The organism is Ferruginibacter paludis (assembly GCF_030409685.1).
Classification (GTDB): domain Bacteria; phylum Bacteroidota; class Bacteroidia; order Chitinophagales; family Chitinophagaceae; genus Ferruginibacter; species Ferruginibacter paludis.
In genome coordinates this window covers 648,510-672,900 of sequence record NZ_JAUFQJ010000004.1, presented here as the reverse complement: position 1 = coordinate 672,900, position 24,391 = coordinate 648,510, and the positions used below count along the sequence as shown (strand labels likewise).

Sequence of the window (24,391 nt, the reverse complement as noted above, 5' to 3'; positions counted from 1 at the left end):
ACCAGTATTTCTTTTTCAGCTTACAATGAATATTTATTATTTTAACTAACTTCCCACATTAAAAAAATGAACGGTTGAGCTATGTTTTATTTTTGATTTATCTGCTGCTTTTTTCATGGCTGTTAACCAAAAGCCGTTTCATTCTTAATTCCGGGCTGTCTGCAAAAATTATAATCAGTTTATTTATTTTGAAAGTAGTAACGGGTTGTGTGCATGCCTGGATACTGTTGCGTATTAGCAGCGAAGCTGATACGGCTATATTTCATAAAGAGGGCCTGCTGGAATATCACCTGCTTTTTACACATCCCGGCGAGTATTTTACCAACATGTTTCAATCGGGCTACAGTACGGGGTATGCTGGCATGTTTAGCTCAACAAATTCTTACTGGAATGATTTGACCAGTAACCTCATCATTAAATTTTTATCTATCTGCGATATTTTTACCTTTGGTTATTATTATGTAAATGTAATTTTTTATAACGCTGCTATCTTTTTTGGTGCAATAGGATTGCACCGCGTTTTTAACACTGTTTATCCCGGCAGACAATATCTATTGGTAGTTACCTGTTTTTTACTACCCTCCCTATTATTTTTTAGCAGCACTATTCACAAGGATGGTATCATACTGGCTACGATTGGTATAGCTGTTTTCAATATTTACCAGGCGATACATATATCAGGGTTTACTTTGAAGAGGGTATTGTACATTTTTTTGGCCCTTATCCTGATGTTTTTGCAGCGCAATTATGTTTCGCTGGCTTTTTTACCGGCCGCTTTTGCCTGGATTGTTTGCGTGGTTAAAAAATACCCTGCGCTGAAAACCTTTATTATTATTTATATAGCAGGCGCCATCCTCTTTTTTAGTGCAGGCTTGCTGGCACCAGCTTTAAATTTGCCTGAAAAAGTAACCAATAAGCAATGGGCTTTTAATCATCTTCCCGCAGCGGCTACTTATATTAAAGTAGATTCACTTCCGCCCAACTTCAGGGGATTCCTCCTAAATAGTCCGCAGGCATTGAATCACGTATTGCTGAGGCCAGCTTTTTCGGACATTCATTTATCCGGTTCGTTAATTCCTTTGGCGATAGAGCTTTTTTGCTATCAGTTACTAGTACTGTTATTTATTTTTTATAGAAATAAAACAATTGATAAAGATCCTTTTATCTTTTTTGGATATTTTTTCGGGTTTTCAGTATTGCTTATTATTGGATACACCATCCCGGTAATTGGCGCCATTGTCCGCTACCGGTCCACTTTCCTTCCTTTTATATTAACCCCTCTTATCTGCGCCGTAGACTGGGTTAAAATCAAAAGTTCATTTCAAATATTTAAATAATTGCATATTTTGTTTTTTGCATTTTTTTGATAAAAAATCTAAAGTTTCTGAGATTTGGTTCACGTATTTCGAATTTAAAGCCTATTTTGCAGGTTCTAAATCTAAAAAATAATGCAATCACTTCGTTTTAAAGCAATTGACAATTTGGCAACGGGCCAGGATGTTACTGTAAAAGCATCTACAAAAATTACCGGGATTTTCGGTGAAAATGTATTTACTCATAAAACTGCCCGCCAGTTTTTGAGCGATGAAGCATACAAAAGTTTACTGGCTTCTATAAAAAGCGGTAAAAAAATTGATCGTAATATGGGGAGCCAGATTGCGAACGGTTTAAGAGCCTGGGCAGAAAGCAAAGGTGTTACACATTACACACACTGGTTTCAGCCGCTAACAGATCTTTCCGCAGAAAAACATGACTCTTTCTTTACATTAAAAGGAGACGGTACACCGATCGAAGAATTTGAAGGTGCTGCATTAATTCAGCAGGAACCCGATGCTTCTTCTTTTCCATCCGGCGGTTTAAGGGCCACTTTTGAAGCCCGTGGTTATACTGCATGGGATCCATCTTCACCACCATTCATTATGGAGATCGGCAATGGTAAAACATTGTGCATTCCTACAATTTTCGTTAGTTATACAGGCGAATCACTGGATGCTAAAACCCCGTTGATTAAAGCTTTGGTAGCCTTGGATAAAGCTGCTGTTGATGTTTGTCAGTATTTTGATAAAAACGTAACTAAGGTAACCGCTACATTAGGATGGGAACAGGAATATTTTGTAATTGACGCAGGCATGGTAAATGCCCGCCCTGACATTGTAATGACAGGTCGTACTGTTTTCGGCCATGCACCTGCAAAAGGACAGCAGCTGGAGGATCATTATTTCGGTGCTATTCCTGAAAGGATTTACGCCTTCATGAGAGATTACGAACAGGAGTCTTACAAATTAGGAATTCCATTACGTACACGGCACAATGAGGTTGCCCCTTCACAATTTGAGTGTGCGCCTATTTTTGAAGAAGCTAACCTGGCGGTTGATCACAACACGTTATTGATGGATGTGATGACAAGGGTAGCTAAACGTCATGGCCTGATTGTATTGTTGCATGAAAAGCCATTTGCCGGTATCAACGGTAGTGGTAAACACAATAACTGGAGCATTGCGACTGATACCGGTGTAAACTTATTAGCACCTGGTAAAACTCCAAAAACCAACCTGATGTTTTTAACGTTCTTCGTTAACACCATCAAAGCGGTACATGACTATGCTGCATTATTAAGAGCATCAATTGCAAGTGCAGGTAACGACCATCGTTTGGGCGCCAACGAGGCACCACCAGCAATCATTTCTATATTCATTGGTAAATACTTAACTGAAGTATTGAACCAGGTTGAAACCCGTGTTGGTGGTAAGTTTGATGAACAGGATGAGGCTATGCTGAAACTGGATATTCATAAAACGATTCCCGAACTGATGCTGGATAACACCGACAGAAACCGTACTTCTCCTTTTGCCTTTACCGGTAATAAGTTTGAGTTTCGTGCGGTAGGTTCTGCGGCCAACTGTGCCAACGCCATGACTGTTTTAAATTCAATTGTTGCTGAAACATTGAAGCAGTTTAAAAAAGACGTTGATGCACATATCGAAAAAGGGGATAAGAAAGAAATCGCCATCATGCAGGTAATTCAAAAATACATTGTTGAAAGTAAAACTGTATTGTTTGAAGGCGACGGTTACAGCGACGAATGGGCTGCTGAAGCTGAAAGGAGAGGTTTACCAAATGTAAAAACTACTCCGCTTGCGCTGGATGCCTACCTTACAGATTTATCGAAAAACCTGTTTGCAAGCAACGAAATATACACGCATGCTGAACTGGAAGCACGTCACGAAATCATGCTGGAAGCGTACATTAAAAAAGTACAGATTGAAGCAAGAACAATGGGTGAGTTGGCTACTTCAGTAATTTTGCCATCGTCGGTAAAATACCAGAATATATTGATTGAAAATATTAACGGCTTAAAGGCTGCTGGTTTACCTCCTGCTTCTTACTCCAACCAGCTAAGTATCCTGGAAGAAATCAGCAATCATATTAACGCGATGAGCACTAGCGTAAGAGATATGATAGAAGCAAGAAAAAAAGCCAATAAAATTACAGATACCAGGGATAAAGCCATTGCTTACTGCGATGATATCAAAGGAAGGCATTTTGACGAAATCCGTTATCATGTAGATAAACTGGAATTGCTGGTTGATGATGCTTACTGGACATTGCCTAAGTACAGGGAAATGTTGTTCTTAAGATAAACAACCTGAATCTTCATCCCTTAGGGGTAAGATTTATAAAATAGCTGGCAAGCAATCGTAAATGACCCGGATCACATTTGTGACCGGGTTTTTTTATTTCGAAGAAACGGTTTATCTCCATAAAATAACGTGTATAAAATATTGTTGCTTAATTAAGGAATCAGTTTTTTTGTAAATGCTATAGGTTAATTTGCAACAGAATTTCACAACTATGCAATACTACATTATAGCGGGCGAAGCAAGCGGCGATCTGCATGGCAGTAATCTTATAAAAGAATTACTGCTGCTGGATAGCAAAGCCAGTATTCGCTGCTGGGGTGGCAATAAGATGGAAGCCGCAGGAGCCAGGCTGGTAAAGCATTACAGGGACCTGGCTTTTATGGGCTTTGCAGAAGTTATTAAAAACCTGCCTACCATTTTTAAGAATTTGGATTTTTGTAAAAAAGATATTCTTGCCTTTAAGCCGGATGCGCTGATATTGATTGACTATCCGGGATTTAATTTGCGCATTGCTGAATGGGCCAAAAAACAGGGCATCCACGTTATCTATTATATTTCTCCGCAGGTATGGGCATGGAAGGAGAGCAGGGTTAAAGGCATAAAAAAATCGGTAGATAAAATGCTTGTCATATTGCCATTTGAAAAAGAATTTTATAAAAAATGGAATTATGAAGTAGAGTATGTTGGCCATCCCCTTGTACAAGTGATAGATGAGTTTAAGGTACAACATGCTGGCGAAGCCAGTGTTTATAAGGCCGCTTCCTTTCCAAATAAAGGTGTTAATATTATTGCGCTTTTACCAGGCAGCCGTAAGCAGGAGATTTTAAAAAAGCTACCCATCATGCTGCAGGTTGCGGCAGACTTTCCCGATTATCATTTTGTGGTGGCTAAAGCGCCCGGCCTGGAAGAAGGCTTTTATCATGATTTGCTGGCCCCTTATAAAAATGTGTCATCAGTAGTAAATAAAACATATGAATTGCTTAGCGTTGCAAAAGCAGCGTTGGTTACCAGTGGAACCGCCACTTTAGAAACAGCCTTATTTGAAGTACCGGAAGTAGTTTGCTATAAAGGCAGCGCCGTTTCTTTTCAAATAGCAAAGTGGCTGATCAAAATAAAATACATCTGCCTGGTAAATCTTATCATGAATAAAGAAGTGGTCAGGGAACTGATCCAGGACGAACTTACCGTAACGAATATAACAACAGAATTAAAAAAGATTTTATCAGACATGGCGAAAAAACAGCAGCTGCAGAAAGACTATACCTCGCTAAAATCCTTACTCAGTAAGGGTGGTAATGCTTCCGCCAATGCGGCAAAAAGTATTTACACTTACCTAATGCCGCAATAATTTAAATGCCAATATAATCATAGCCAGCAAAAACAGCAGGATAGATATCCGGTTAATACCGTGCATAAACTTTACTGCAAAATTTTTCGGCGCATCCGGATCTTTTTTCTTCAGGTATAAATATTGCGCAACCTGGTTCCACACTCCCATACTTGTAAATTTAGTTATCAAGATAACATTTGAAACTTTATTTTGTTAAAAATGTTAAACGTTTGTTTTACCGTCAACCCTAAAGCAGCTTCTTTCGTATCTTTTATTAAATTTATAACCATTTTATTATGAAGAACATATTTATTGTTGCCATCGCATTTTTATTCAGCGCCTGCAATGCCCAGACAAAAACCAACAATACATCCGCAGGTAAAAAATTTGCCGTTACAAAAACAGATGAAGAGTGGAAAAAGCAGTTGAGTTCGACTGCCTATGCCGTTACCCGCAAAGAGGGAACAGAACAGGCTTTTACCGGTAAATACTGGGACAATCATGACAAAGGAACTTATAGTTGTATCTGCTGCGGGCAGGAACTTTTCAGCAGTGATACCAAGTTTGAAAGCGGTACCGGCTGGCCCAGCTTTTACCAGCCGGTCAGCAAAGCCAGCATTTTGGATGAGTCGGATAATACTTACGGAATGGATCGTACAAAAGTTACCTGCAGCAGGTGTGGTGCACATTTAGGGCATGTATTTAACGATGGCCCCAAACCCACAGGTTTGCGTTACTGTATCAATTCTGTTGCATTAAATTTTACAAAAAAATAACTCAGACCATATTGAAGGTGAGGTTTTCCAACATTGCTTACAAAGCTGTAAGATTACACGAAGTCTCAACTCCATGCTCGCTAAAATGTTTCCGGAGGTGAATAAACTTTCAGGGTTTATGAGCTATCAATAAAAATAAAATGTCTCAACGTGTGAAAGGTAAATAAAAAAATCGCTGAATTACCTTACATTGTTTAAGATGAAAAGAATTGTACAAAAGCATCCGCTGGCCATTCGCTGGTTCCACTGGATTAATTTTCCTGTGCTGGCTGTTATGATCTGGAGCGGCTTATTAATTTATTGGGCGAACGACGTATATCGTGTCGGATGGGGTAACACAACTGTACTTAAATTTTTTCCTGACTCATTTAACAAGGCGCTTAATATTCCTTTTCGGCTGGCCGAGGGGATGAGTTTTCATTTTGTATTTATGTGGCTTTTTGCCATCAATGGTTTGCTGTATGTTTGTTACCTGTTTTTTTCCGGCGAGTGGAAGCTAATCTTCCCCAATAAAAAATCACTGAAAGAAAGCTGGCAGGTAGTGCTTCATGATTTACATATCCGCAAAGGGTTGCCGTCACAAAAAAAATACAATGCCGCACAACGGGTGGCCTATACCTCAGTTATTATTATGGGCCTGGGCTCACTGATTACCGGGCTGGCGATTTATAAACCCGTTCAATTTAAAAGGCTCTGCGCTATGCTGGGTGGGTACGAGTGGGCACGCATAGAACATTTTACCCTCACTATTTTATTTACGCTGTTTTTTGTGGTGCACATTGTGCAGGTATTGCTGGCAGGCTGGAACAATTTCAGGTCCATGGTGACAGGCTTTGATGTGATTGGTGACTTACCCAAGATGCAGGCAACGGAAGAAAAATCAACAGAAGAGCCGCCATCAGTATAAACACAAACCGTTTAATGTTATGACAAACAAAAGTGAAAAAATAGTTTCTGCCAAATATGTGCGCAACAGAACCATTGGTGCTTTCGCGGTTTTCTTTTTACTGATAGCTGCCACGATTGCGGGTTGGCGCTGGCTGAATCATCAGCCGGAAGATAACAGCGTACCCCGGCCTTTGCGTGCAGTGCTGAATGGTAATGAAAAGTTGTTCAGCAATTTTATTTACAGCCCCGGTAACATCAGCAAAACTTACCCGATTTATTACGCTGCACCAAAAGTAAGGGTGAATGGCGATGACGGTTTGGGTGATGACTTTGATGCCGCCGCATGGAAACTGCAGGTGGTAAAATCCCCTGGTGACACATTATTTATTACGCTGGACGAAATAAAGGCAATGCCTAAAACGGATATCATCTTTGATTTTAAATGTATTGAAGGCTGGAGCCAGGTAACGCATTGGGGCGGTGTTAAATTCAGTGATTTTGTAAAGAAGTACAATCTTTCAGGCCAAAGTGATATGCAGTATGTAGGTCTTAATACCCCGGATAAAAAGTATTATGTAGGCATCGATACAAAAAGTATTTTACATCCGCAAACTATACTTTGTTACGAAATGAACGGCAAACCTTTGCCAATGAACCAGGGTTACCCCCTGCGCCTGATTATTCCTGTAAAGTACGGTATCAAACATTTAAAAAGGATCGGCACAATCTTTTTCAGTAACAGCAGACCGAAAGATTACTGGTATGAAAAGGGATATGATTATTATTCGGGATTATGATCATTGCATTTTTATTTTCTAACCCTGTGAGAAAAGGATAGGTTAATTTTGCACAAATAATCAGTTCCAATGGCCGTTGATGACCTAAAGTTAGCAGTAGAAAAAATTAAGTTTGAAGCGCTGTTTGAGTATGCCTCGTTAGGCATATTGGTGGTAAACCAGCGGGGCGAAATTATCCTTGCCAATTCATTCCTGCTTTCACAATTCGGTTACAGCAACTCTTCGGAGGTGATAGGTAAAACAATGGAAATTCTTATTCCAAAGCGTTTTCACGCTACGCATGTGAACGACAGAAATGAATACATAGCCCAGCCGGAAAGGAGGCCGATGGGAATCGGGATGGATTTATTTGCAGCAAGAAAAGACGGCTCAGAGTTTCCGGTGGAAGTGAGTTTAAATAATTACGAGGCCGGCGGAGAGTCTTTTGTAATTGCATTTATAAGTGATATTACCAAAAGAAAGGAAATAGAAAATGCCACCATTCACCAAAAAGAGCAGCTGGCATTGATCAATAAGAAGATAGAGGAATTTAACAATGACCTGGAACAGCAGGTAGTATTGCGCACAAGCCAGTTGCAGGAAACGCTGAATGAGCTGGAAGTTTCGAAAGAAGAATTAATGAAGTCGCTTAGTAAGGAAAAAGAACTGGGCGATCTTAAAAGCAGGTTTGTGTCCATGGCATCGCATGAGTTTCGTACGCCGCTAAGCACCATTCTTTCATCAGCATCGCTGGTGTCAAAATATGTAAAAGAAGACGAGCAGGATAAACGGGACAAACACATCAACCGTATCAAATCGGCGGTAAGCAACCTGACTGATATCTTAAACGATTTCCTCTCCATAGGTAAAATTGAAGACGGTAAACTGGCTGCGCATTATTCTCAGTTTAATATCAAAGATCTCATCGGTTCTATATGCAGCGAAATGCGGGGTATTGTAAAAACAGGTCAACAAATTATTTACCAGCACCAGGGTAGCGAAACCTTGGTACTGGACCCTTCCCTGTTGCGAAATGTGCTGATCAATTTGCTATCCAATGCAATAAAATTCACCCCTGAAAAAGGCTTTATAAGGGTAAATAGTGAACTGACTGAAAAGCAGTTGTTCCTGGAAGTTACGGATAGTGGTATTGGTATTTCGCAGGAAGATAAAATTCATTTATTTGAACGTTTTTTCCGGGGAACCAATGCAACCAATATCCAGGGAACCGGTTTGGGACTGCATATTGTTGAAAAGTATGTTGAACTGATGAACGGAAATATTGAATGTAAAAGTGAGTTGGAAAAAGGCACTTCCTTTTGTATTTCTTTTGACGTGAATGCTGCAAATTTGACATAACTCTTTATCTTGCATTGACTAAATCTTAAACTTACTATGCGCCGAGTACTACTGATAGAAGACAATGACGAGATAAGAGAAAATACAGCCGAGATTCTTGAGCTGGCAAATTATAAGGTAGATACTGCGGCTAATGGCAAACAGGGCGTTGAAATGGCGTTGGGAAATATTCCAGACCTGATTATCTGTGATATCATGATGCCGGTATTGGATGGCTATGGCGTATTGCATTTGTTACGCAAAAATGAAAGTTTAAAAAATATTCCTTTTATTTTTTTAACCGCAAAATCCGAGCGGGGAGATTTTAGAAAGGGGATGGAAATGGGGGCTGATGATTATATTACAAAACCTTTTAGCGATATAGAATTGTTGACAGCTATTGAAAGCCGCCTTAAAAAAGCAGCCCTGCTGCATAAAAAATTTGATCCTGCTTCCGTCCAGCCGGCAGTGGAGGAAGCAGGAAATCTTAAAGCACTGGAAGAACTGGTTACCAACAGCGCTATTAATTTTTACAAAAAGAAGAGATTGATTTATGATGAAGGGAACCACCCTGTGAAATTGTTTTACATCCAAAAAGGAAAGGTAAAAACTTTTAAAACCAATGATGATGGGAAAGAGCTAACGGTAGGGCTTTTCGGAGAAGGTGATTATGTAGGGTACACGGCTATTTTAGAAGGGGGTATTTATAAGGAAGCCGCTGAGGTAATAGAAGATGCAACACTGTCTATAATAGACCGCCAGGATTTTGAGAAGTTATTAAGGGCAAATAAAGAAGTAGCCCGCCAGTTTATTCAAATGCTTGCCCAGAGTGTTACCGACCGTGAGGAACAGCTGGTGGGCATTGCCTATAATTCATTGCGAAAGCGGGTGGCCGAAGCACTGGTTCTGTTGCAGAAGAAATACACAAAAGACGACCAGGGGCATTTTTCTATGTACATTTCAAGGGAAGATCTTGCTCATATAGCGGGAACTGCCACAGAGTCCATTATACGTACACTCAGCGATTTTAAAAGCGAAAAATTAATTGATATTAAAGAAGGAGCCATAATCATCCTTGATGAAAAGCGGCTCGCAGCCCTATTGAACTAAATGCTATACCAGCGAAAGCAGGTATTTATTGAACTGCGTCTTCAGGTGTGAAAATTCTTTTTCCAGGTAAGCCATTTCGTTGCGCAACTTGTCCTGCTTTTTGCAGGTTTTATAATCCGGAGCGGTTTTTTGGGTAAGCAAATTCTTCAGACTTTTTTCCTGGTCTTTTATATCGTGTTCAATATCGTGTATGTATTCGTCTTTTAAGATAAATTCGGTTTGAAAATGTTCCGCTTCTGCTATCAGGGATTTATCTGTCTCCTTGTCAACTACTTCGCTCAACCTGGTTTTTAAGAAGCTGTTTTCCTGGATAAAAAAATCGAGCAAGCGTTTCCACGTTATATTTTCATGTAAAAATTGCTCTGTTTTCTTAGACCCCGTCATTATATCTTTTTTATAATTTATTACATGTAACACTACTTATTCATTTAATAGTGGCAGTTGTGCCCACTTTTGCCGGGTAACACATTTCTACCTGGTGATCTTTATCATTTGCTGAGGGGCTGACATACGGAATCCCCAGTCCCATGCCCCGCAAAATCAACAGACATGCCATCATTGCCATTAATACCGGGTAAGCACTCCGTATTTTTTTGCGAACTTCAATGCCAATATAATTGCCAAAAAAACTCACACTCCACATTACGGGTAAAGTGCCCAAACCGAACGAAGCCATAAAAAACGCACTTTCAAAAGGTGATGCATAAGCGATGGCTCCGGCGATGGCCATATAAATTAAGCCACAGGGCAATAAACCATTCAGTACACCAATAGCAAAAAGGGAAGCGTAATTTTTTTTGAAAAAGAGTTGGCCCAATGCAAAGCGTATTTTATAATTGTATTTTGCAAAAAGGGTCTCGGTACTTTTTGCAGTCAGCCATTTTTTAGGCGCTACAAGAAAAAACAAAATGGTAATGCCCACAATAACTGATAACCATTGTTGAAAACCAAACAGGGAAAAACTTTTGCCTGCTAAACCAAACAACATACCTAAGCCACTGTAGGTAAGTATTCTTCCGCCGTTATACAGTAGCGATCCGGTAAATTTTGCAAAATCGCTGTTGTTTTTCAATGGCAATGAAAATGCCAGCGGGCCGCACATACCAATGCAATGAAAGCTTCCTATCATCCCCAGTGTAAGTGCTGCAAAAAATACTGTTGCCATTTTAAATAAATATTTTCTCTTCGTAATAATAATTTACCCCGTCAACAGCCCAATCTATTTTAACATAGTGCAGGCCATGATAGCTACCAGGTAACGCCATTTTTACAGTGCTGTCCGTTACTGAAAAGCCCTGTGTCTTATCTTTCTTTTCATCAGAAGGACAGTACAATTCAGCTTGTCCCGTAATTTTTTTGGTATCAAAATCTTTTGGAAAAGTGATGACAATTTCATGTTTGGTAACCGATACCGTTACAGGTGCGGATAATAAGGCAGTGCGTTTTACTTCATCAATCTTTTGCTGGTACACTAATTCTTTTGCATAGTAATCTTCTGTTACAAGGTCCGTATTTTGCCTGGATGATTTGAAAGCAAGAAATAACATTCCGGCAACAAATACAGCATACACTATTATTATTTTATGTCCCCAGTTCATGTGTTATTATTTTAAAGGAATGTTACTTATGATAATTTGATCTGCGGTTTATTCGTACACTTCAGGTCCGATAAATTTGGCAGTAATTGTTTTTATTTTTTTGTCGCCTTCATATAATCCAATCTGTACAGGCGTTTTCCAGTTTTTTACCTGGCCCCTGGTAAGCCTTACAAAAAATTGTACGTTGCTGTAATCTTCATGTTTTACTACCAGGTTGCTGCTGCCTACCATGGTAATGTCTCCAAGCAAATTCTCCAGTTTTAAACTAATGGCAATATCCTTGTGCGTTTTATTGGCAAGCTTTAAACTGTACAGGTTTTCAATACGCCCATCAGGTAAAGAGGTATAGGTCATACCGGAAGTGCGCATCAGTCTTGCATCCAGGTCTGTTCGGCTCGCCAGTAAAAATACCAGTAAGGATATCAGCAGGGCCAGTACTGCAGTGTACGCTTTTATCCTGCTGCTGAACTTAAGCTGCACGCCTTCCGTGATACTGTTTTCAGAAGCATACCTAACCAAACCTGTGGGCCGGTTGATACTGGTCATGATAGCGTCACAGGCGTCTATACATGCCGTGCAATTAATGCATTCCAGTTGTGTGCCGTTGCGTATATCTATACCTGTGGGGCAAACCCGTACGCATGCAAAGCAATCTATACAATCTGCTGTTACTGCCGGTACAATTACTTCAGGAGTGCTGCTGCAGGAACCACCACTTTTGCAGCTGTTACAGGTTTCGTGTGCTGCTTCATGCTCCGCTTTGTGTTTTGAAAGCTTGCCACGGGGCTCTCCTCTCAAATGATCGTAGGCAACAACGATTGAATTTCTGTCAAGCAACACGCCCTGTAAACGGCCATAGGGGCAAACCACAATACAAGCCTGTTCCCTAAACCACCAGTATACAAAAAAGAAAACGGTAGTAAATGTCAGCAACGAAATCAGCGTAGCCACATGCGCAGCCGGGTTGGTAATATTGGCGATCAGCTCATCCATGCTGATGAGGTAAGCCAGGAAAAAATTGGCAATCAGAAAAGATATCAGGAAGAATACAATGAATTTAAAAACCCTTTTCCTGATTTTTTTTCCGTTCCAGGCGCTTGCTGCCAGTTGCTTTTGCTGCGTAGCATCACCGTCAATCCAGTATTCAATCTTCCTGAACACCATCTCCATAAAAATTGTTTGCGGGCAAGCCCAGCCGCAAAAAATTCTTCCGAACACTACCGTAAATAAAATCACAAAAACAATGAACGTCACCATGCCGATACCGAAAATAAAAAAGTCCTGCGGCCAAAAAATAAGACCGAATAAAATGAATTTGCGTTCAAGAATGTTGATCATTAAAAATGGCGCTCCATTTACCTTAATAAACGGCAGGCTAAAAAATACTGCCAGGTAAAATATGCTGAACCAGGTACGTAGATTATAAAGTTTGCCTTTTGGTTTTTTGGGATGGATATAATTTCGTTTTCCATCTTTGGTAATTGTAGCTACAGAATCCCTGAAGGATTCATCGGACATTGGCAACGTATTTTGTACAGGAGACATTGTTATTTTTTAATAATAGTACTATCTGGCAAAGTTGTTTTTACAGAGTCGCTGCCTGCGGCTGTTTCAGAAAACAAATCTCCCTGCGGGGCTTTGCCGTTAGCAGGTTTTGTGCCATGTAATGTTTTTACAAAACTTGCCAGCTCACTCATTTCCTTGGGGTTAAATTTTGTTGCCCACGATTGCATTCCTTTATCAGGATATCCTTTTTTGATGGTGTTGTATACATCATTCAAAGATCCTTTGTGCAGCCAGTAGTCATCGGTAAGGTTGGGTCCTACGCCACCTTCACCATTGGCTCCGTGGCAAGCCACACAGTTGGCTAAAAAATTGGTTTTACCATTTTGTATACCTGCGGCGTTGGCCATCGGTACATGGGCTTCGTCAATCCTGTCTTTGTTTTTTGCTTCGTATGCTTCTTTGGCAATTTGGGCGTTTTCCATTTCAGCCTGGTATTCTTCGGTAGGATTTTTACCATTCCCAAATACATGAAAATTCAACAAGTAAACAAATGCAAAACCTATAGTGATGATGAAGCCATATTTCCACCATGGTGGCAATGCGTTGTCCAGTTCCTGGATCCCATCATAGTTATGATCCAGTAAATGATCCGCTTCCTGTTCAACAGGTATTGCTTTGGTAAATAATTTTTTGTCAAGATTAGCCCATATAGCAGCCAGTTTGGATTCCTTTACAGCTGCTGCAGCTTTTTCCGGTATCAGTTCACTATAAATTCTTCTGATAGAAAATACGAGAAACAGGATGGCCGCGATCTCTGTTGCTATTACACCAACAAACAGATAAAAGGTATGGGCAGATATACCGCCATAGTTGGTAACAACTTTTACATTTTCAGCAGCCGCATCTGTTTGTGCCAGCACAGTCTGCGACAGCAAAGACAATACCACCAGCATGGAAGCAGCAGCCGTAGCCTTATTATTTTTATTTTTTTCCATCAGCTGACGGGAGAGGGCTACCAGCGCCTGGCCCATACCCCAGATAACGAAAGCCAATACAATGGCTGTAGCCGATAGTAAAATCGCCAGCAAATTATTTTCTGAAGGAACTGTTTTGGCCGCTGCAGCATCCTGCGCCAGCATAGTAAGGCTGGCAGTAATAAATATTGCTGTAGCGCCCAGTTTTTTATATTTAAAATTTTGTAAAAACATACGGTGTTGTTTAAATGGTTGATGTTGTTGTTGCTGCTTCTTCGTCTAATGGTATGTTCGATAATATGTTGATTCTTTCTTTATCCATTTTTTTAACCAATACCAGCAATACCACAAAGAATAGGGAAAAAATAAGCAATGAAATCATTGGGTAAATGGATGCGTGATCTATTTTTTCGGCATACTGTTTTATGAATTTAAACATGGCTTATTTATTTTTTGGTTCGTTACTAATATCCTTTCCTAAACGCTGTATGTAGGAGATAAGGGCGATCACTTCTTTATTGGGCGAAACCCGGATGCTGTCTGTTCTCAGGTTATCAGCAATGCCCTTTGCCTGTTCCATCAGGTTGGCATTGGCCACATCAGCAAATCCTTTTTCGTACGGCACACCCAGTGTTATCATGGCATTTATTTTCGCTCTGGTAGTAGATGTATCAAGGTTTTGTTCTAGCATAAATGCGTAAGGCGGCATAATAGATCCTTCACTCATTGAAGAGGGCTCCCTGAAGTGACGGAAGTGCCAGCCATTTGTTTTCTTAAGATTACCAGTGCCTTCTCTTGCTAAATCGGGGCCTGTTCTTTTACTGCCCCATTGAAATGGATGATCATAAATAAATTCGCCGGCTTTTGAATATTCACCATAGCGTTCTGTTTCGCTGCGGAACGGCCTTATCATTTGTGAGTGGCACAGGTAACAGCCTTCTCTTACATAGATATCACGTCCCTGTAACTCAAGCGGGGTATAAGGTTTAACAGACGCGATGGTTGGTACATTTGATTTGATCATGAATGTTGGAATCATTTCTACTGCGCCACCAATCAGTATTACTACCAAACTAATAATCATAAACTGTACAGGTTTTCTTTCAAAAGCCCTGTGCCAGTGTTCGCCTGCATGTTTTACATATTCTTTTTCCAGCGGTGCGGCTTCTGCAGCTTCATCAGCAACCAGCTTACCTGCCCTAACTGTTTTGTAAAGATTATACACCATAAATAAGGCTCCAATTAAATACAATGTGCCGCCCAAAGAACGCATGGCGTAAAATGGTTTCATATAAGTTACAGTTTCAAGAAAAGTGTATTTCAACTGTCCTGCGTCTGTAAATTGTTTCCACATACTGCTTTGTGTAAAACCAGCCCAGTACATGGGTACAGCGTAAAATACAATACCCAATGTACCAAGCCAGAAATGACGGTTGGCTATTTTTTTAGAGTACAATGGTGTATTAAACAGCCGGGGAATTAACCAGTATAAAATACCAAAGGTTAACATACCATTCCAGCCCAGGGCGCCTACGTGTACGTGGGCAACAATCCAGTCTGTATAGTGACTGATAGCGCTGATACTTTTAAGCGATAGCATCGGGCCTTCAAAAGTGGCCATACCATATGCTGTAACAGCTACCACCATGAATTTTAAAATAACATCGTCCCGCACTTTATCCCATGCACCACGCAGTGTCAGTAAACCATTGATCATACCTCCCCAGCTTGGAAAGATAAGCATGGCGCTGAATACAACACCCAGCGACTGCGCCCAGTTAGGTAAAGCAGTATATAACAAATGATGCGGACCAGCCCAGATGTATAAAAATATCAAAGCCCAGAAATGTATAATAGATAGTTTGTAAGAATACACCGGCCGGTTAGCGGCCTTCGGCATAAAATAATACATCAAACCCAGGTAAGGTGTTGTTAAAAAGAAAGCTACTGCGTTATGACCGTACCACCATTGTACCAGGGCGTCCTGCACGCCTGCATATAACGAATAGCTCTTTGTTAAACTGATAGGCAGCTCCATTGAATTTACAATGTGCAGTACCGCTACGGTAACAAATGTGGCGATGTAAAACCAGATGGCGACATACAAATGTTTTTCCCTTCTTTTAATAATGGTACCAAACATGTTGATGCCAAATACCACCCATATTAAGGTGATGGCAATATCAATCGGCCACTCCAGTTCAGCATATTCTTTGCTGGCTGTAATGCCCATTGGCAGGGTAATAGCGGCTGCAACAATAATCAGTTGCCATCCCCAGAAATGTATTTTGCTTAGGGTGTCACTAAACATACGTGCTTTACACAAGCGCTGTAAAGAATAGTAAATACCCATAAACATACCGTTGCCGACAAAGGCAAAAATTACAGCATTGGTATGCAACGGACGCAGCCTGCCGAATGATCCGTACTGGGTAAAATTAAGTGCCGGAAACACCAGTTGAAGTGCTACATACAAACCTGCAAGCATCCCTACTACTCCCCATAAAATGGTAGCGTATGCAAAGTTTTTTACAGTCCTGTTGTCATAATAAAATTTTTCTACCTGCATATGATTGTTTTATTGTTTTGATTTATTTTTTTATTGGAGTTTCTGTTGCAGCTGCTTCTTTCAGCTCATCATCAAAAAGCATTCTTACAGATGGCGTGTAATCATCTTCAAACTGGCCCTTGTTAACGCTCCACAAAAAGGCAGCTAAAAAGCTTCCTGCTACAACAATGCTGATTCCGATTAATACAAATAATGCACTCAATGGTGTTATAATTTATTTGGAGCAAATTTATTATGGCGGTGTACCAAAATATATGATGCAGCCACAAGGGGAGGGTGATATTCGTCATAAGGCAGTATAACACAAAACAGTACCCATTGAATGAGTTTGAAAAAGACCTGCGTTTTTGCTATAGCCGCCTATAAAAAATGGATGATTTTACCCGGCCTCCGGGCTGGTAAAGGCTGTAATTATTTCAACCCGATTTTTTTTGCAACCAGTGATGAAAGCAGGGTAACCAGCAACACAATGCTGATACTGCTGGCAGGCATCAGGATGGCCGCTACAATTGGGGCCAGCGTGCCTTGTACAGCAAATGATAAACCAACAAAATTGTAGATGATAGAAAGTATAAAACTGGCCGCCACAATCTTTTTGCCTGCCCTGGCATAAGCCAGGAACCGGGGTGCCAGCCCTACTTTACTGCCATCAATAATGGCATCGCAGGCTGGTGAAAATTGCGTGGTACTGTCGCTAACGGCAATGCCTGTATCACTTTGCATCAGGGCGCCGGCATCGTTTAAGCCATCGCCAAACATTAATACATTTTTATGCAGCGATTGTAATTGCTGTACCGTATCCAATTTATTTTGGGGCGATTGATTAAAACGGATATCGGCATCTTTTCCAAACAGTTTGGTAAGGGTATTTTTCTCGGTGTCATTGTCGCCGGAAAGCAGGTGCAGCTCATAGCCTTTTTGCTGTAATTCAGTAACAGCTTGCTTAATACGTGGACGATACTGGTTGCTGATGGTAAAGGCTCCCATGTGTACCTTATTAAACTGCACGTGAATTTGCGATCCACTCCCGTAGTTATCCGTATTGTATAATTCATCTACAAAGGCAGCGGACCCAATTTTTACCGGCATGTCATTCACCACGGCTTCAATGCCCTTACCTGCAAATTCCTTAAATCCGTTTACAGTCAGTAATTGCCCATCATTTACATTACCCAGGTTGTCTGTAATAATTTTACTTAAGGGATGTGCTGACTGCCGGGTGAGCGCCTGCACCGTAGCCAACTCTTTTTTGCTGAGTGGTGTGCCGTTATATTGCAGTGCAGAGGCGTGGTTTTGTGTAAGGGTGCCTGTCTTGTCAAAAATAAGTGTATCTGCCTTTGCCATGCTTTCTATAACAGCAGCATTTTTTAGAAATAGCTTATGCTTGCCAAAAATGCGCAGCATATTGCCGTAGGTAAACGTAGCGGACAGTAAAAGGGAACAAGGGCAGGCAACAATAAGTACTGCCGTTACAGCAGGCAAAAGTTTCGACGTATCTGCAATGGACCAGTAAATGGCTGTAATAATGGCTACCGAAAACAGGGCGAGGGTAAAATACCGGCTCCAGGGATGAATAAAAGATTGCTCCTTATTTTTTTTATGCTTAAAAACATCGTTGTTCCATAACTGCGTGATATAGCTCTGCGATACTTCGTTGATGATTTGTAATTCAATAGCTGCGCCGCATTGCTTGCCTCCGGCATAAATCAGTTCGCCCATATATTTTTGTATGGGACTACTTTCTCCACTTACAAAACTGTAATCCACGCTGGCGTTTCCTGTTAGCAGCATAGCGTCAGCCGGTATCATTTCTCCGTTGCGGATAATGATACGGTCATCTTTTTTTAACTGTGTAACTGGGATATTTTTTTCGGTATTATTTTGTATCACAGTAACGCCCAGCGGAAAATAAGATTTATAATCCCTGTCGAAAGCAAATGAGTCGTAGGTTTTATTCTGAAACCATCTGCCCACCAGCATAAAAAATACAATGCCGGTGCCCGAATCCAGGTAGCCTGCACCATGGCCGGTAATGATTTCATAATAGCTTCTGCTGAAAGTAACGATGATGGCCAATGCGATGGGAGCATCAATGTTTAAAAATTTTTGCCGCAGCCCTTTCCAGGCTGAAATAAAAATAGAGGAAGCACTGAACAGCAATACCGGTAGGGATAAAAATAAATTAAGCCAGGTAAAAGTGGCTTTTAAGCCTGCCTGCTCAATATTGCCCGAAGAAAAGTATTCCGGGAAACTAAGCATCATAATATTGGCAAAACAAAAGCCGGCAATGCCGATGTGATAAATTTGTTTTTTATTATAAGTCACCGCTTTTTTTTGTGTGCTGTCTTTTAAACTGATATCCGGTTCATAGCCAATAAAAGCCAGCAGTTCAACCACTTTGCGCAATGAAATTGTTAAAGGGTTGAAAATGATAAACACTTCCTTACGTTGAAAGTTAACCTGCGACTTAGTAACGCCCGGCTCAATGCGGTGCAGGTTTTCCAGTAAAAAAACACAGCTGGAACAATGCATTTGCGGCAGGCTGAAAGTTACATTGGTTTGCGTGCCACTGCTGAACTGTACCAGCTTGTTTACCGTTGGGATATCATCAAGGTAAGCAAAACGTTCACTCACAAATTTGCCTTTGGCTTTTATGCCGGGGTTTTTGTCGAAATTATAGTACGTGCAGAGATTATTTTCATTTAGCAGCAGGTATACTTGTTTGCATCCCTCGCAGCAAAATGATTTGTGATCTGCTTCTATAATTTCTTCACATTGTTCCCCGCAATGGAAGCAGCTTATTACTATGTCGGTTTTCGGTTTTATACTTTTTATATTCAGCTTGTTAAAAAAAGAACGCTACAAAATTGAGGTAAGTTTTTTTTTAAGAAGGTGACATACGTCAGCAATGAGATGATCGTTGTCATGATAGTGAGTGGAGTGGTGAATGGGCAGTAGTCAACCGGTCGATTGTCAATAATCGATCGTCAATAGGCAATGGTAGCGAATGATCTGATTTATGAAGTGTTGTGCTAACTTATTATTCACAATTACGATCCGCCGCTCACCATCCCCTCCTTCAGGCCTTTTCGCCGAGCCACCTGAATGGACGTTTGGGCTTTTCCGGCTGAAGGTTGAATTTGGCAATGCTGTTTTTTTGAATGTAGGCTACCGCCTCATCAACAGAGTCCGTCACCAGAAACAGGCTGGTGTCTTCGGGCGAAATGGTCAGTTCTCTTTTCATTAAATTTATGTGCTCAATCAGGTCAGCATGAAACTTGGTATCAAAAATAACGATCGGAAATTCACTGATCATCCTGGTTTGTATCAGCGTCAGGGCTTCAAAATATTCATCCATAGTTCCAAAGCCACCTGGCATTACTACAAATGCGTAGGAGTATTTTAGCAGCAGTGTTTTACGTACAAAAAAGTATTTTATGTTCACCCATTTATCCAGGTAAGCATTGTGCTGTTGTTCGTGCGGCAGTACAATGTTGCAGCCAACACTGCGGCCGCCGGCCTCTTTCGCCCCTTTGTTGGCCGCTTCCATAATACCCGGACCTCCACCGGTCATTATCGTAAACCCCAGCTGCGCAATACGGGCCGCCAGTTCTTCTGTTTTTTCAAAATAGGGGTGCCCATCCTTAAAACGGGCTGAACCAAATACGGTAACGCAAGGCCCCACAAAATGGAGTGCCCTGAAACCCTTTATAAATTCAAACAGTACTTTTATTGCAAACTGCAGCTCTTTCCACCGGTTTTGGGGTCCTGCCAAAAACTTAATCTCCGCTTTTACAGCTGCCTTCTTTTCTTCTTCCATCATCTTTTTCAATTGGGGGTCAAACCTACTGGTTTTTTTTGTGGCGGCAAAAAAGTGACCAGATACGTCTGCTAGCTGGCTCAATTCATCTATCCATAAAAAAATGATTTTGAAGCAACTGACAATGCATATATATTTGCAATCCGTTTGGGGAATTAGCTCAGTTGGTAGAGCGCTTGCATGGCATGCAAGAGGTCACCGGTTCGAATCCGGTATTCTCCACCAGAAACATGTGGGTGGCTATTGTATAGTCACCTTTTTTATTTTTCTGAGTGCGATGAATTGTGCATGCTGGAAGCAATCACGGTTAATTGAGCACTTCGAATTATACCTTTTGCTTTAACCCAAAGGGCGCCTTCTTTTTAAAGAATCTCCCCTTGGTTCAGTTTCCCCGTTGTCTATTTGTGTGTGCTGTGAATGCCCGCAGAACTGGTAGCTGATTTTAACAATTGATCTTCGTAATTCATCAATTAATGCATTTGACCCAATGATCTTTGTAATTTGAAAAATACTTTTGGGTAAAATTTATTGATGCAAAGCAAATTTTCTTCCGGCCTGCCAACTTTGTGCTGTATTGTGGTTATGTTAACCCTGGTGTCGTGCAAAAAGGAAACGAAAGATACACCGGCTGTACCCCGCCCGGAAATGGAGTATTTTAATCTTAATAACAGGGAAATTAAAGCGAATACACCCGGCTTTTTTATGGACGTAAATCATGATAGCCGTCCGGACCTTGCTTTCACAACCTTACTGGTTGGTGATCCGGTTTACCAGGTGGATAAACTGCAGTTTTTAATAACAAGTAATATAAAAATAAACCTGCCTGTCAATGATAATGAAGAAGTGCCTGTTATGAAAAATGGGCAATCAATTGTACCGGAAGATTTTAATGGATATCATTGGTTTGAATTGTCATCCATTTTGCTTGTGCAGAAGATCATTTCTTTTACCGCACCCGATGTTTGGGAAGGGCACTGGAAAAATGCACTGCATAATTATCTTCCTTACCAGGTTAACGAAAATGGTAAATGCTATAATGGCTGGGTAGAATTAAGTGTAGATATAGCAGGTGAAAAAATTGTACTGCATAAAGCTGCCATAAGTAAAGAGCCAGATAGGATTGTTAAAGCAGGTGAATGAGCTGGACTTTTTAGGTAGCTGGTAAAAGGGGAGTACCATTCTATAGATGCAGGGAATTTAACAGGTAGATTTTTTGGATGTTGCGTTATTATTGAATACTTCGAGAAAGGGTCGGGCCAAAGTGCTCACTGCCGATATAGCGCGTGGATATGTACTGCATTTAATTATTTTTTCCAGCTAACCCCAATTGCCCAAAGCCCTTTTGTCGCAGGTTGCGCTTCAGAAAGTAACCTCATAAATGCCCGGCGCACTGGTGGTGCATTTAACAGAATCAAGTGTTACAGTGGATGTACCATTTGCAAACGTTTTTATCGTATTGATTTTTTGTATAAACATCAGCAACTGTCTCAACATTGATTTCGCTGGTGTTTCTGTCAATTACTTCTTGTGGCGATTGCACATTATAATCATATAAATAATCTTCCGTTACATTAGCGTGTGTTATTGCATAACTCTTAAAAGTATCATTGAATGTTCTGTGTAATCTTATTTTAAGCGTTGCTTTTTTGTAAACTTCAAATTGTTTATGCTGAAAAGCGTTTTGGTCAAAAGAATAGGTCCTTGTTTCAATGTTGCCTGAATATCCCAGTATTATATAGTCGTTGCTTTTGCCAACACTTACTGAAAGAAAATAGCCTTTGGAAAAGTAGGTCGTGTCAATGTTTGAGGTAAAGTTAAATGAACCATCGGCTTTGGAATTTACGGTAGCAATTATTTCGCTTTGAGAAAAGACGCCAACAAATTTTACCCAGCTTAGTGAAACCGGAACACCGGCCGCAACGGTGTTGGTCAGTTTATTGATCACACTTCCGTTTGCATTCATTGTCTCACAATTACCTGTGCAAACGGGCGCTTGTTTTTTACAGGCGTTTATAAATAGGGCGATCGAAAATAGAGTCAGTGATATTTTATAAATAGGTTTCACAGATCAGTTTTTTATTTATGACATCTTTAATAAAAATAGTGCTGCGTTAAGGTTGTGTGCTACCATCCAAAAATACTTTATAATGTCCGGGCAAAAATAAGATTGTTACTCATTCTGAATCACCTGCGTTGTGTTGTTTTTAATATAAGTTTTGTGAAACACCAGGTGGATCTGTGTTTATTGATTTTTAACCCGGGTTGATGTGGAATTTATTCTGGGGTGCCTTGCTCAAATTATTAATGCCAGGACATAGCGGAAGGTGTATTATTGTTTTTAGCGTAGCTATAAAAAATCAGTTGAAACAAAATTAAAATGGGTTGCCGGACGGATTAGCCTCCGGTATGGTCTGTACCAGTTGTGCCGCATAGCAAGGCCCGACCAGGATTCCTTTTGTACCCAGCCCGTTCAGCATAAACATGTTTTTTATGGTAGGATGCTGTTTGGCAATTACCTGCTGGCCCGGTGTGGTGGCCCTGATGGCTGATTGATGGTGTATGGTTTTACAACCGGCGCCATCCAGCATGGCAGTTGCTGCCTGTTCCAGTTGATCCCGGTCCGTTTCATACAAAGCCTCATCACTGTTGTGCCATTTAAAGGTGGCACCCACCTTGCTCATACCATCCATCGCAGGCAACATATAAAATGCATTTTTTTTGATGATGCCGCTTGTGTTGTTGCCGCCTGCAGCAATGCTGATAATATCGCCTTTGCAGGGAATCATGGGTTCATTAAAAAAAGGATTACCAACAGCACGAAAGCCTTCACAAAAAACTATGTTTTGGAATTGCAGGCCATTGTATTGAAAGAAGGCACTGTTTGTTTGCAGGGATGAATAATCAAGGAGTTCAGCAATTAACAGTTCACTATTGTGCAGCCATTGCCGGAAGCTTGCTATGAATAACGGGCAGTCAACCCAGCCGGAATATTTGATGATAATTCCACCCAGCCCTTTGTTGATGCCATCTGGTGCTGGTACTTCCTTCACAAAAACATCCTTGTATTCCGGTAACAGCATTTTACCGGCAAGCAATTTTTTTTCTGCTTCGTCTTCAAACAACTGGTATACATTTTCTATATGCAGGATGCGTTTTCCCAGCAGCAATTCTATTTCCCTGTACGTTTCAACGGCCATTTTGAGCCGGTCAAAAAACGCCTTGTGAATGGTTTTTCTTTTGCCGGAAACAGGCGTGAACATACCAGCCGCAACCCTGCTGGCACTGCTGCCATGGCCTTGATCCAACACCCTGAATGTCCGGTGTTGTTTGTGCAGTTGGTATGCCACCAGCGAACCGGCAATGCCCTGGCCCACTATTAAAGTATCAAACTGCTGCATGGGGCAAAGGTGGTGAAATAAACGGTCTTCAATACTTTAAAGCCTTTAAATAAATCCTGGGTTTACGGTTCTGAATATTTGAGTTGGGATTTTCTGAATCTTTTATTACAGATTTACTTTTTGGAATTTAGTGTGAAAGCCGCGCCGTGACAGAACTCCCACTTTTTGCTTTCCTTGTTCTCTAACGATAACGTCGGGCATTTCAATAATGTTTTCATTTTTAATGATCAGCAGTCCTATCCTTTCGTCGGAAATTCCATTTTTTATTTTGAGGTCGTACAACCAATTGCATTCGATAGCGTTTTACGTCTGTCTGATTCTATGAAAGTACTGTTAAAATATAAAGAAGTTGTAGCAACGTTCGGGCTTGCCGTTGTACCTCATCTCGGCAAAAAGAATTTGCTGCCAATAAGGTCTTTAATTAAAGAATGTGACAGAAACTGTACATGCAGCAAATGTTCTGCGGGAATTACATGATTATTTTACTCAAAATATTTTACCGGAAAGAAAAGCACCTTTGAACGACTACGAAAAAATGGGCCTTCAAAGAGTAAGTTCAAAACATAATACTAGCTTTAAACCAGCTTTTTAAAAACCTTCACTTAATGACATTGCCCGCCGGGATGGAATGAAAAATAATGCATCCGGATATTACTCAAATCCTGAG

The 24,391-nt window shown here is 40.7% G+C and carries 22 protein-coding genes and 1 tRNA gene; 10 read left to right on the top strand and 13 right to left on the bottom strand.

Annotated elements, in window-relative coordinates; all coding sequences use genetic code 11:
- Nucleotides 1-188 precede the first annotated feature (188 nt).
- The 3 genes from QWZ08_RS08465 (at nucleotide 189) to lpxB (ending at nucleotide 4,989) form a co-directional block, all read left to right on the top strand.
- A complete protein-coding gene (locus QWZ08_RS08465) occupies nucleotides 189-1,337 on the top strand; it encodes a hypothetical protein (protein WP_290336944.1) in 1,149 nt (382 codons plus the stop codon).
- Nucleotides 1,338-1,448: 111 nt separating this feature from the next.
- Nucleotides 1,449-3,641, top strand: coding sequence for a glutamine synthetase III family protein (locus QWZ08_RS08460; RefSeq protein ID WP_290336943.1), 2,193 nt, complete (start codon nucleotides 1,449-1,451; stop codon nucleotides 3,639-3,641).
- Nucleotides 3,642-3,852: 211 nt separating this feature from the next.
- A complete protein-coding gene (lpxB, locus tag QWZ08_RS08455; RefSeq protein ID WP_290336941.1) occupies nucleotides 3,853-4,989 on the top strand; it encodes a lipid-A-disaccharide synthase in 1,137 nt (378 codons plus the stop codon).
- On the opposite strand, the gene QWZ08_RS08450 is transcribed toward lpxB, so the two are convergent.
- Nucleotides 4,975-5,139, bottom strand: a complete 165-nt coding sequence (locus QWZ08_RS08450; RefSeq protein WP_290336939.1) for a DUF6728 family protein — start codon at nucleotides 5,137-5,139, stop codon at nucleotides 4,975-4,977. The genes lpxB and QWZ08_RS08450 overlap by 15 nt on opposite strands.
- 128 nt (nucleotides 5,140-5,267) lie before the next feature.
- Here QWZ08_RS08450 and msrB point away from each other — a divergent pair, with 128 nt between their 5' ends.
- The 5 genes from msrB to QWZ08_RS08425 all read left to right on the top strand — a co-directional run bounded on the left by msrB (nucleotide 5,268) and on the right by QWZ08_RS08425 (nucleotide 9,859).
- Nucleotides 5,268-5,747, top strand: a complete 480-nt coding sequence (msrB, locus tag QWZ08_RS08445; RefSeq protein ID WP_290336937.1) for a peptide-methionine (R)-S-oxide reductase MsrB — start codon at nucleotides 5,268-5,270, stop codon at nucleotides 5,745-5,747.
- A 199-nt stretch (nucleotides 5,748-5,946) separates the two neighbouring features.
- The gene (locus QWZ08_RS08440) at nucleotides 5,947-6,654 is read left to right on the top strand and encodes a cytochrome b/b6 domain-containing protein (RefSeq protein ID WP_290336935.1); all 708 of its coding nucleotides are present in this window, start codon (nucleotides 5,947-5,949) and stop codon (nucleotides 6,652-6,654) included.
- A 19-nt stretch (nucleotides 6,655-6,673) separates the two neighbouring features.
- The gene (locus tag QWZ08_RS08435; protein WP_290336933.1) at nucleotides 6,674-7,432 is read left to right on the top strand and encodes a molybdopterin-dependent oxidoreductase; all 759 of its coding nucleotides are present in this window, start codon (nucleotides 6,674-6,676) and stop codon (nucleotides 7,430-7,432) included.
- A 69-nt stretch (nucleotides 7,433-7,501) separates the two neighbouring features.
- Nucleotides 7,502-8,770 carry a PAS domain-containing sensor histidine kinase gene (locus QWZ08_RS08430; RefSeq protein WP_290336932.1) on the top strand — a complete coding sequence of 423 codons (1,269 nt, stop codon included), beginning with the start codon at nucleotides 7,502-7,504 and terminating at the stop codon, nucleotides 8,768-8,770.
- Between the two features lie 36 nt (nucleotides 8,771-8,806).
- Entirely contained in the window at nucleotides 8,807-9,859 is a 1,053-nt protein-coding gene (locus QWZ08_RS08425) for a response regulator (protein WP_290336930.1), read from the top strand.
- A 3-nt stretch (nucleotides 9,860-9,862) separates the two neighbouring features.
- On the opposite strand, the gene QWZ08_RS08420 is transcribed toward QWZ08_RS08425, so the two are convergent.
- The 10 genes from QWZ08_RS08420 to QWZ08_RS08375 all read right to left on the bottom strand — a co-directional run bounded on the left by QWZ08_RS08420 (nucleotide 9,863) and on the right by QWZ08_RS08375 (nucleotide 20,329).
- On the bottom strand, nucleotides 9,863-10,243 hold the full coding sequence (locus tag QWZ08_RS08420; RefSeq protein ID WP_290336928.1) for a hypothetical protein: 381 nt from the start codon (nucleotides 10,241-10,243) through the stop codon (nucleotides 9,863-9,865).
- Nucleotides 10,244-10,283: 40 nt separating this feature from the next.
- A complete protein-coding gene (locus tag QWZ08_RS08415; protein WP_290336926.1) occupies nucleotides 10,284-11,024 on the bottom strand; it encodes a sulfite exporter TauE/SafE family protein in 741 nt (246 codons plus the stop codon).
- Nucleotide 11,025: 1 nt separating this feature from the next.
- Nucleotides 11,026-11,457: a FixH family protein gene (locus QWZ08_RS08410; RefSeq protein WP_290336925.1), complete on the bottom strand. Its 432-nt coding sequence runs from the start codon at nucleotides 11,455-11,457 to the stop codon at nucleotides 11,026-11,028.
- A 48-nt stretch (nucleotides 11,458-11,505) separates the two neighbouring features.
- Nucleotides 11,506-13,002, bottom strand: a complete 1,497-nt coding sequence (ccoG, locus tag QWZ08_RS08405; protein ID WP_290336924.1) for a cytochrome c oxidase accessory protein CcoG — start codon at nucleotides 13,000-13,002, stop codon at nucleotides 11,506-11,508.
- 2 nt (nucleotides 13,003-13,004) lie between these two features.
- The gene (locus QWZ08_RS08400) at nucleotides 13,005-14,171 is read right to left on the bottom strand and encodes a cbb3-type cytochrome c oxidase N-terminal domain-containing protein (RefSeq protein ID WP_290336923.1); all 1,167 of its coding nucleotides are present in this window, start codon (nucleotides 14,169-14,171) and stop codon (nucleotides 13,005-13,007) included.
- A 10-nt stretch (nucleotides 14,172-14,181) separates the two neighbouring features.
- Nucleotides 14,182-14,376, bottom strand: coding sequence for a CcoQ/FixQ family Cbb3-type cytochrome c oxidase assembly chaperone (locus QWZ08_RS08395; RefSeq protein ID WP_290336921.1), 195 nt, complete (start codon nucleotides 14,374-14,376; stop codon nucleotides 14,182-14,184).
- Nucleotides 14,377-14,379: 3 nt separating this feature from the next.
- A complete protein-coding gene (gene ccoN / locus QWZ08_RS08390; protein WP_290336920.1) occupies nucleotides 14,380-16,506 on the bottom strand; it encodes a cytochrome-c oxidase, cbb3-type subunit I in 2,127 nt (708 codons plus the stop codon).
- A 22-nt stretch (nucleotides 16,507-16,528) separates the two neighbouring features.
- On the bottom strand, nucleotides 16,529-16,708 hold the full coding sequence (gene ccoS, locus QWZ08_RS08385) for a cbb3-type cytochrome oxidase assembly protein CcoS (protein WP_290336919.1): 180 nt from the start codon (nucleotides 16,706-16,708) through the stop codon (nucleotides 16,529-16,531).
- Between the two features lie 209 nt (nucleotides 16,709-16,917).
- Nucleotides 16,918-19,308 (bottom strand): heavy metal translocating P-type ATPase, encoded by a 2,391-nt coding sequence (locus QWZ08_RS08380; RefSeq protein WP_290337135.1) that lies wholly within the window; start codon nucleotides 19,306-19,308, stop codon nucleotides 16,918-16,920.
- Between the two features lie 277 nt (nucleotides 19,309-19,585).
- Nucleotides 19,586-20,329 carry an LOG family protein gene (locus tag QWZ08_RS08375; RefSeq protein ID WP_290336918.1) on the bottom strand — a complete coding sequence of 248 codons (744 nt, stop codon included), beginning with the start codon at nucleotides 20,327-20,329 and terminating at the stop codon, nucleotides 19,586-19,588.
- A 146-nt stretch (nucleotides 20,330-20,475) separates the two neighbouring features.
- Here QWZ08_RS08375 and QWZ08_RS08370 point away from each other — a divergent pair.
- Both QWZ08_RS08370 and QWZ08_RS08365 read left to right on the top strand, forming a co-directional pair.
- Nucleotides 20,476-20,551, top strand: a tRNA-Ala gene (locus QWZ08_RS08370).
- A gap of 306 nt (nucleotides 20,552-20,857) precedes the next feature.
- Nucleotides 20,858-21,466 carry a hypothetical protein gene (locus QWZ08_RS08365; protein WP_290336917.1) on the top strand — a complete coding sequence of 203 codons (609 nt, stop codon included), beginning with the start codon at nucleotides 20,858-20,860 and terminating at the stop codon, nucleotides 21,464-21,466.
- A gap of 271 nt (nucleotides 21,467-21,737) precedes the next feature.
- Here the strand turns inward: QWZ08_RS08365 and QWZ08_RS08360 are convergent, their stop codons facing one another.
- Both QWZ08_RS08360 and QWZ08_RS08355 read right to left on the bottom strand, forming a co-directional pair.
- The gene (locus QWZ08_RS08360) at nucleotides 21,738-22,289 is read right to left on the bottom strand and encodes a hypothetical protein (RefSeq protein WP_290336916.1); all 552 of its coding nucleotides are present in this window, start codon (nucleotides 22,287-22,289) and stop codon (nucleotides 21,738-21,740) included.
- 409 nt (nucleotides 22,290-22,698) lie between these two features.
- Nucleotides 22,699-23,724, bottom strand: coding sequence for an NAD(P)/FAD-dependent oxidoreductase (locus tag QWZ08_RS08355; protein ID WP_290336914.1), 1,026 nt, complete (start codon nucleotides 23,722-23,724; stop codon nucleotides 22,699-22,701).
- Nucleotides 23,725-24,391 lie beyond the last annotated feature (667 nt).

Bases quoted from the DNA above. Each gene is read 5' to 3' on its own strand.
- ccoG (WP_290336924.1), bottom strand. From the start codon at position 13,002: ATGTCTCCTGTACAAAATACGTTGCCAATGTCCGATGAATCCTTCAGG.
- QWZ08_RS08365 (WP_290336917.1), top strand. From the start codon at position 20,858: ATGCAAAGCAAATTTTCTTCCGGCCTGCCAACTTTGTGCTGTATTGTG.
- QWZ08_RS08425 (WP_290336930.1), top strand. From the start codon at position 8,807: ATGCGCCGAGTACTACTGATAGAAGACAATGACGAGATAAGAGAAAAT.
- QWZ08_RS08435 (WP_290336933.1), top strand. From the start codon at position 6,674: ATGACAAACAAAAGTGAAAAAATAGTTTCTGCCAAATATGTGCGCAAC.
- QWZ08_RS08430 (WP_290336932.1), top strand. From the start codon at position 7,502: ATGGCCGTTGATGACCTAAAGTTAGCAGTAGAAAAAATTAAGTTTGAA.
- QWZ08_RS08395 (WP_290336921.1), bottom strand. From the start codon at position 14,376: ATGTTTAAATTCATAAAACAGTATGCCGAAAAAATAGATCACGCATCC.
- QWZ08_RS08440 (WP_290336935.1), top strand. From the start codon at position 5,947: ATGAAAAGAATTGTACAAAAGCATCCGCTGGCCATTCGCTGGTTCCAC.
- QWZ08_RS08450 (WP_290336939.1), bottom strand. From the start codon at position 5,139: ATGGGAGTGTGGAACCAGGTTGCGCAATATTTATACCTGAAGAAAAAA.
- QWZ08_RS08400 (WP_290336923.1), bottom strand. From the start codon at position 14,171: ATGTTTTTACAAAATTTTAAATATAAAAAACTGGGCGCTACAGCAATA.
- QWZ08_RS08460 (WP_290336943.1), top strand. From the start codon at position 1,449: ATGCAATCACTTCGTTTTAAAGCAATTGACAATTTGGCAACGGGCCAG.
- QWZ08_RS08410 (WP_290336925.1), bottom strand. From the start codon at position 11,457: ATGAACTGGGGACATAAAATAATAATAGTGTATGCTGTATTTGTTGCC.
- QWZ08_RS08420 (WP_290336928.1), bottom strand. From the start codon at position 10,243: ATGACGGGGTCTAAGAAAACAGAGCAATTTTTACATGAAAATATAACG.
- QWZ08_RS08415 (WP_290336926.1), bottom strand. From the start codon at position 11,024: ATGGCAACAGTATTTTTTGCAGCACTTACACTGGGGATGATAGGAAGC.
- QWZ08_RS08360 (WP_290336916.1), bottom strand. From the start codon at position 22,289: ATGAATGCAAACGGAAGTGTGATCAATAAACTGACCAACACCGTTGCG.
- QWZ08_RS08375 (WP_290336918.1), bottom strand. From the start codon at position 20,329: ATGATGGAAGAAGAAAAGAAGGCAGCTGTAAAAGCGGAGATTAAGTTT.
- lpxB (WP_290336941.1), top strand. From the start codon at position 3,853: ATGCAATACTACATTATAGCGGGCGAAGCAAGCGGCGATCTGCATGGC.
- ccoN (WP_290336920.1), bottom strand. From the start codon at position 16,506: ATGCAGGTAGAAAAATTTTATTATGACAACAGGACTGTAAAAAACTTT.
- msrB (WP_290336937.1), top strand. From the start codon at position 5,268: ATGAAGAACATATTTATTGTTGCCATCGCATTTTTATTCAGCGCCTGC.
- QWZ08_RS08355 (WP_290336914.1), bottom strand. From the start codon at position 23,724: ATGCAGCAGTTTGATACTTTAATAGTGGGCCAGGGCATTGCCGGTTCG.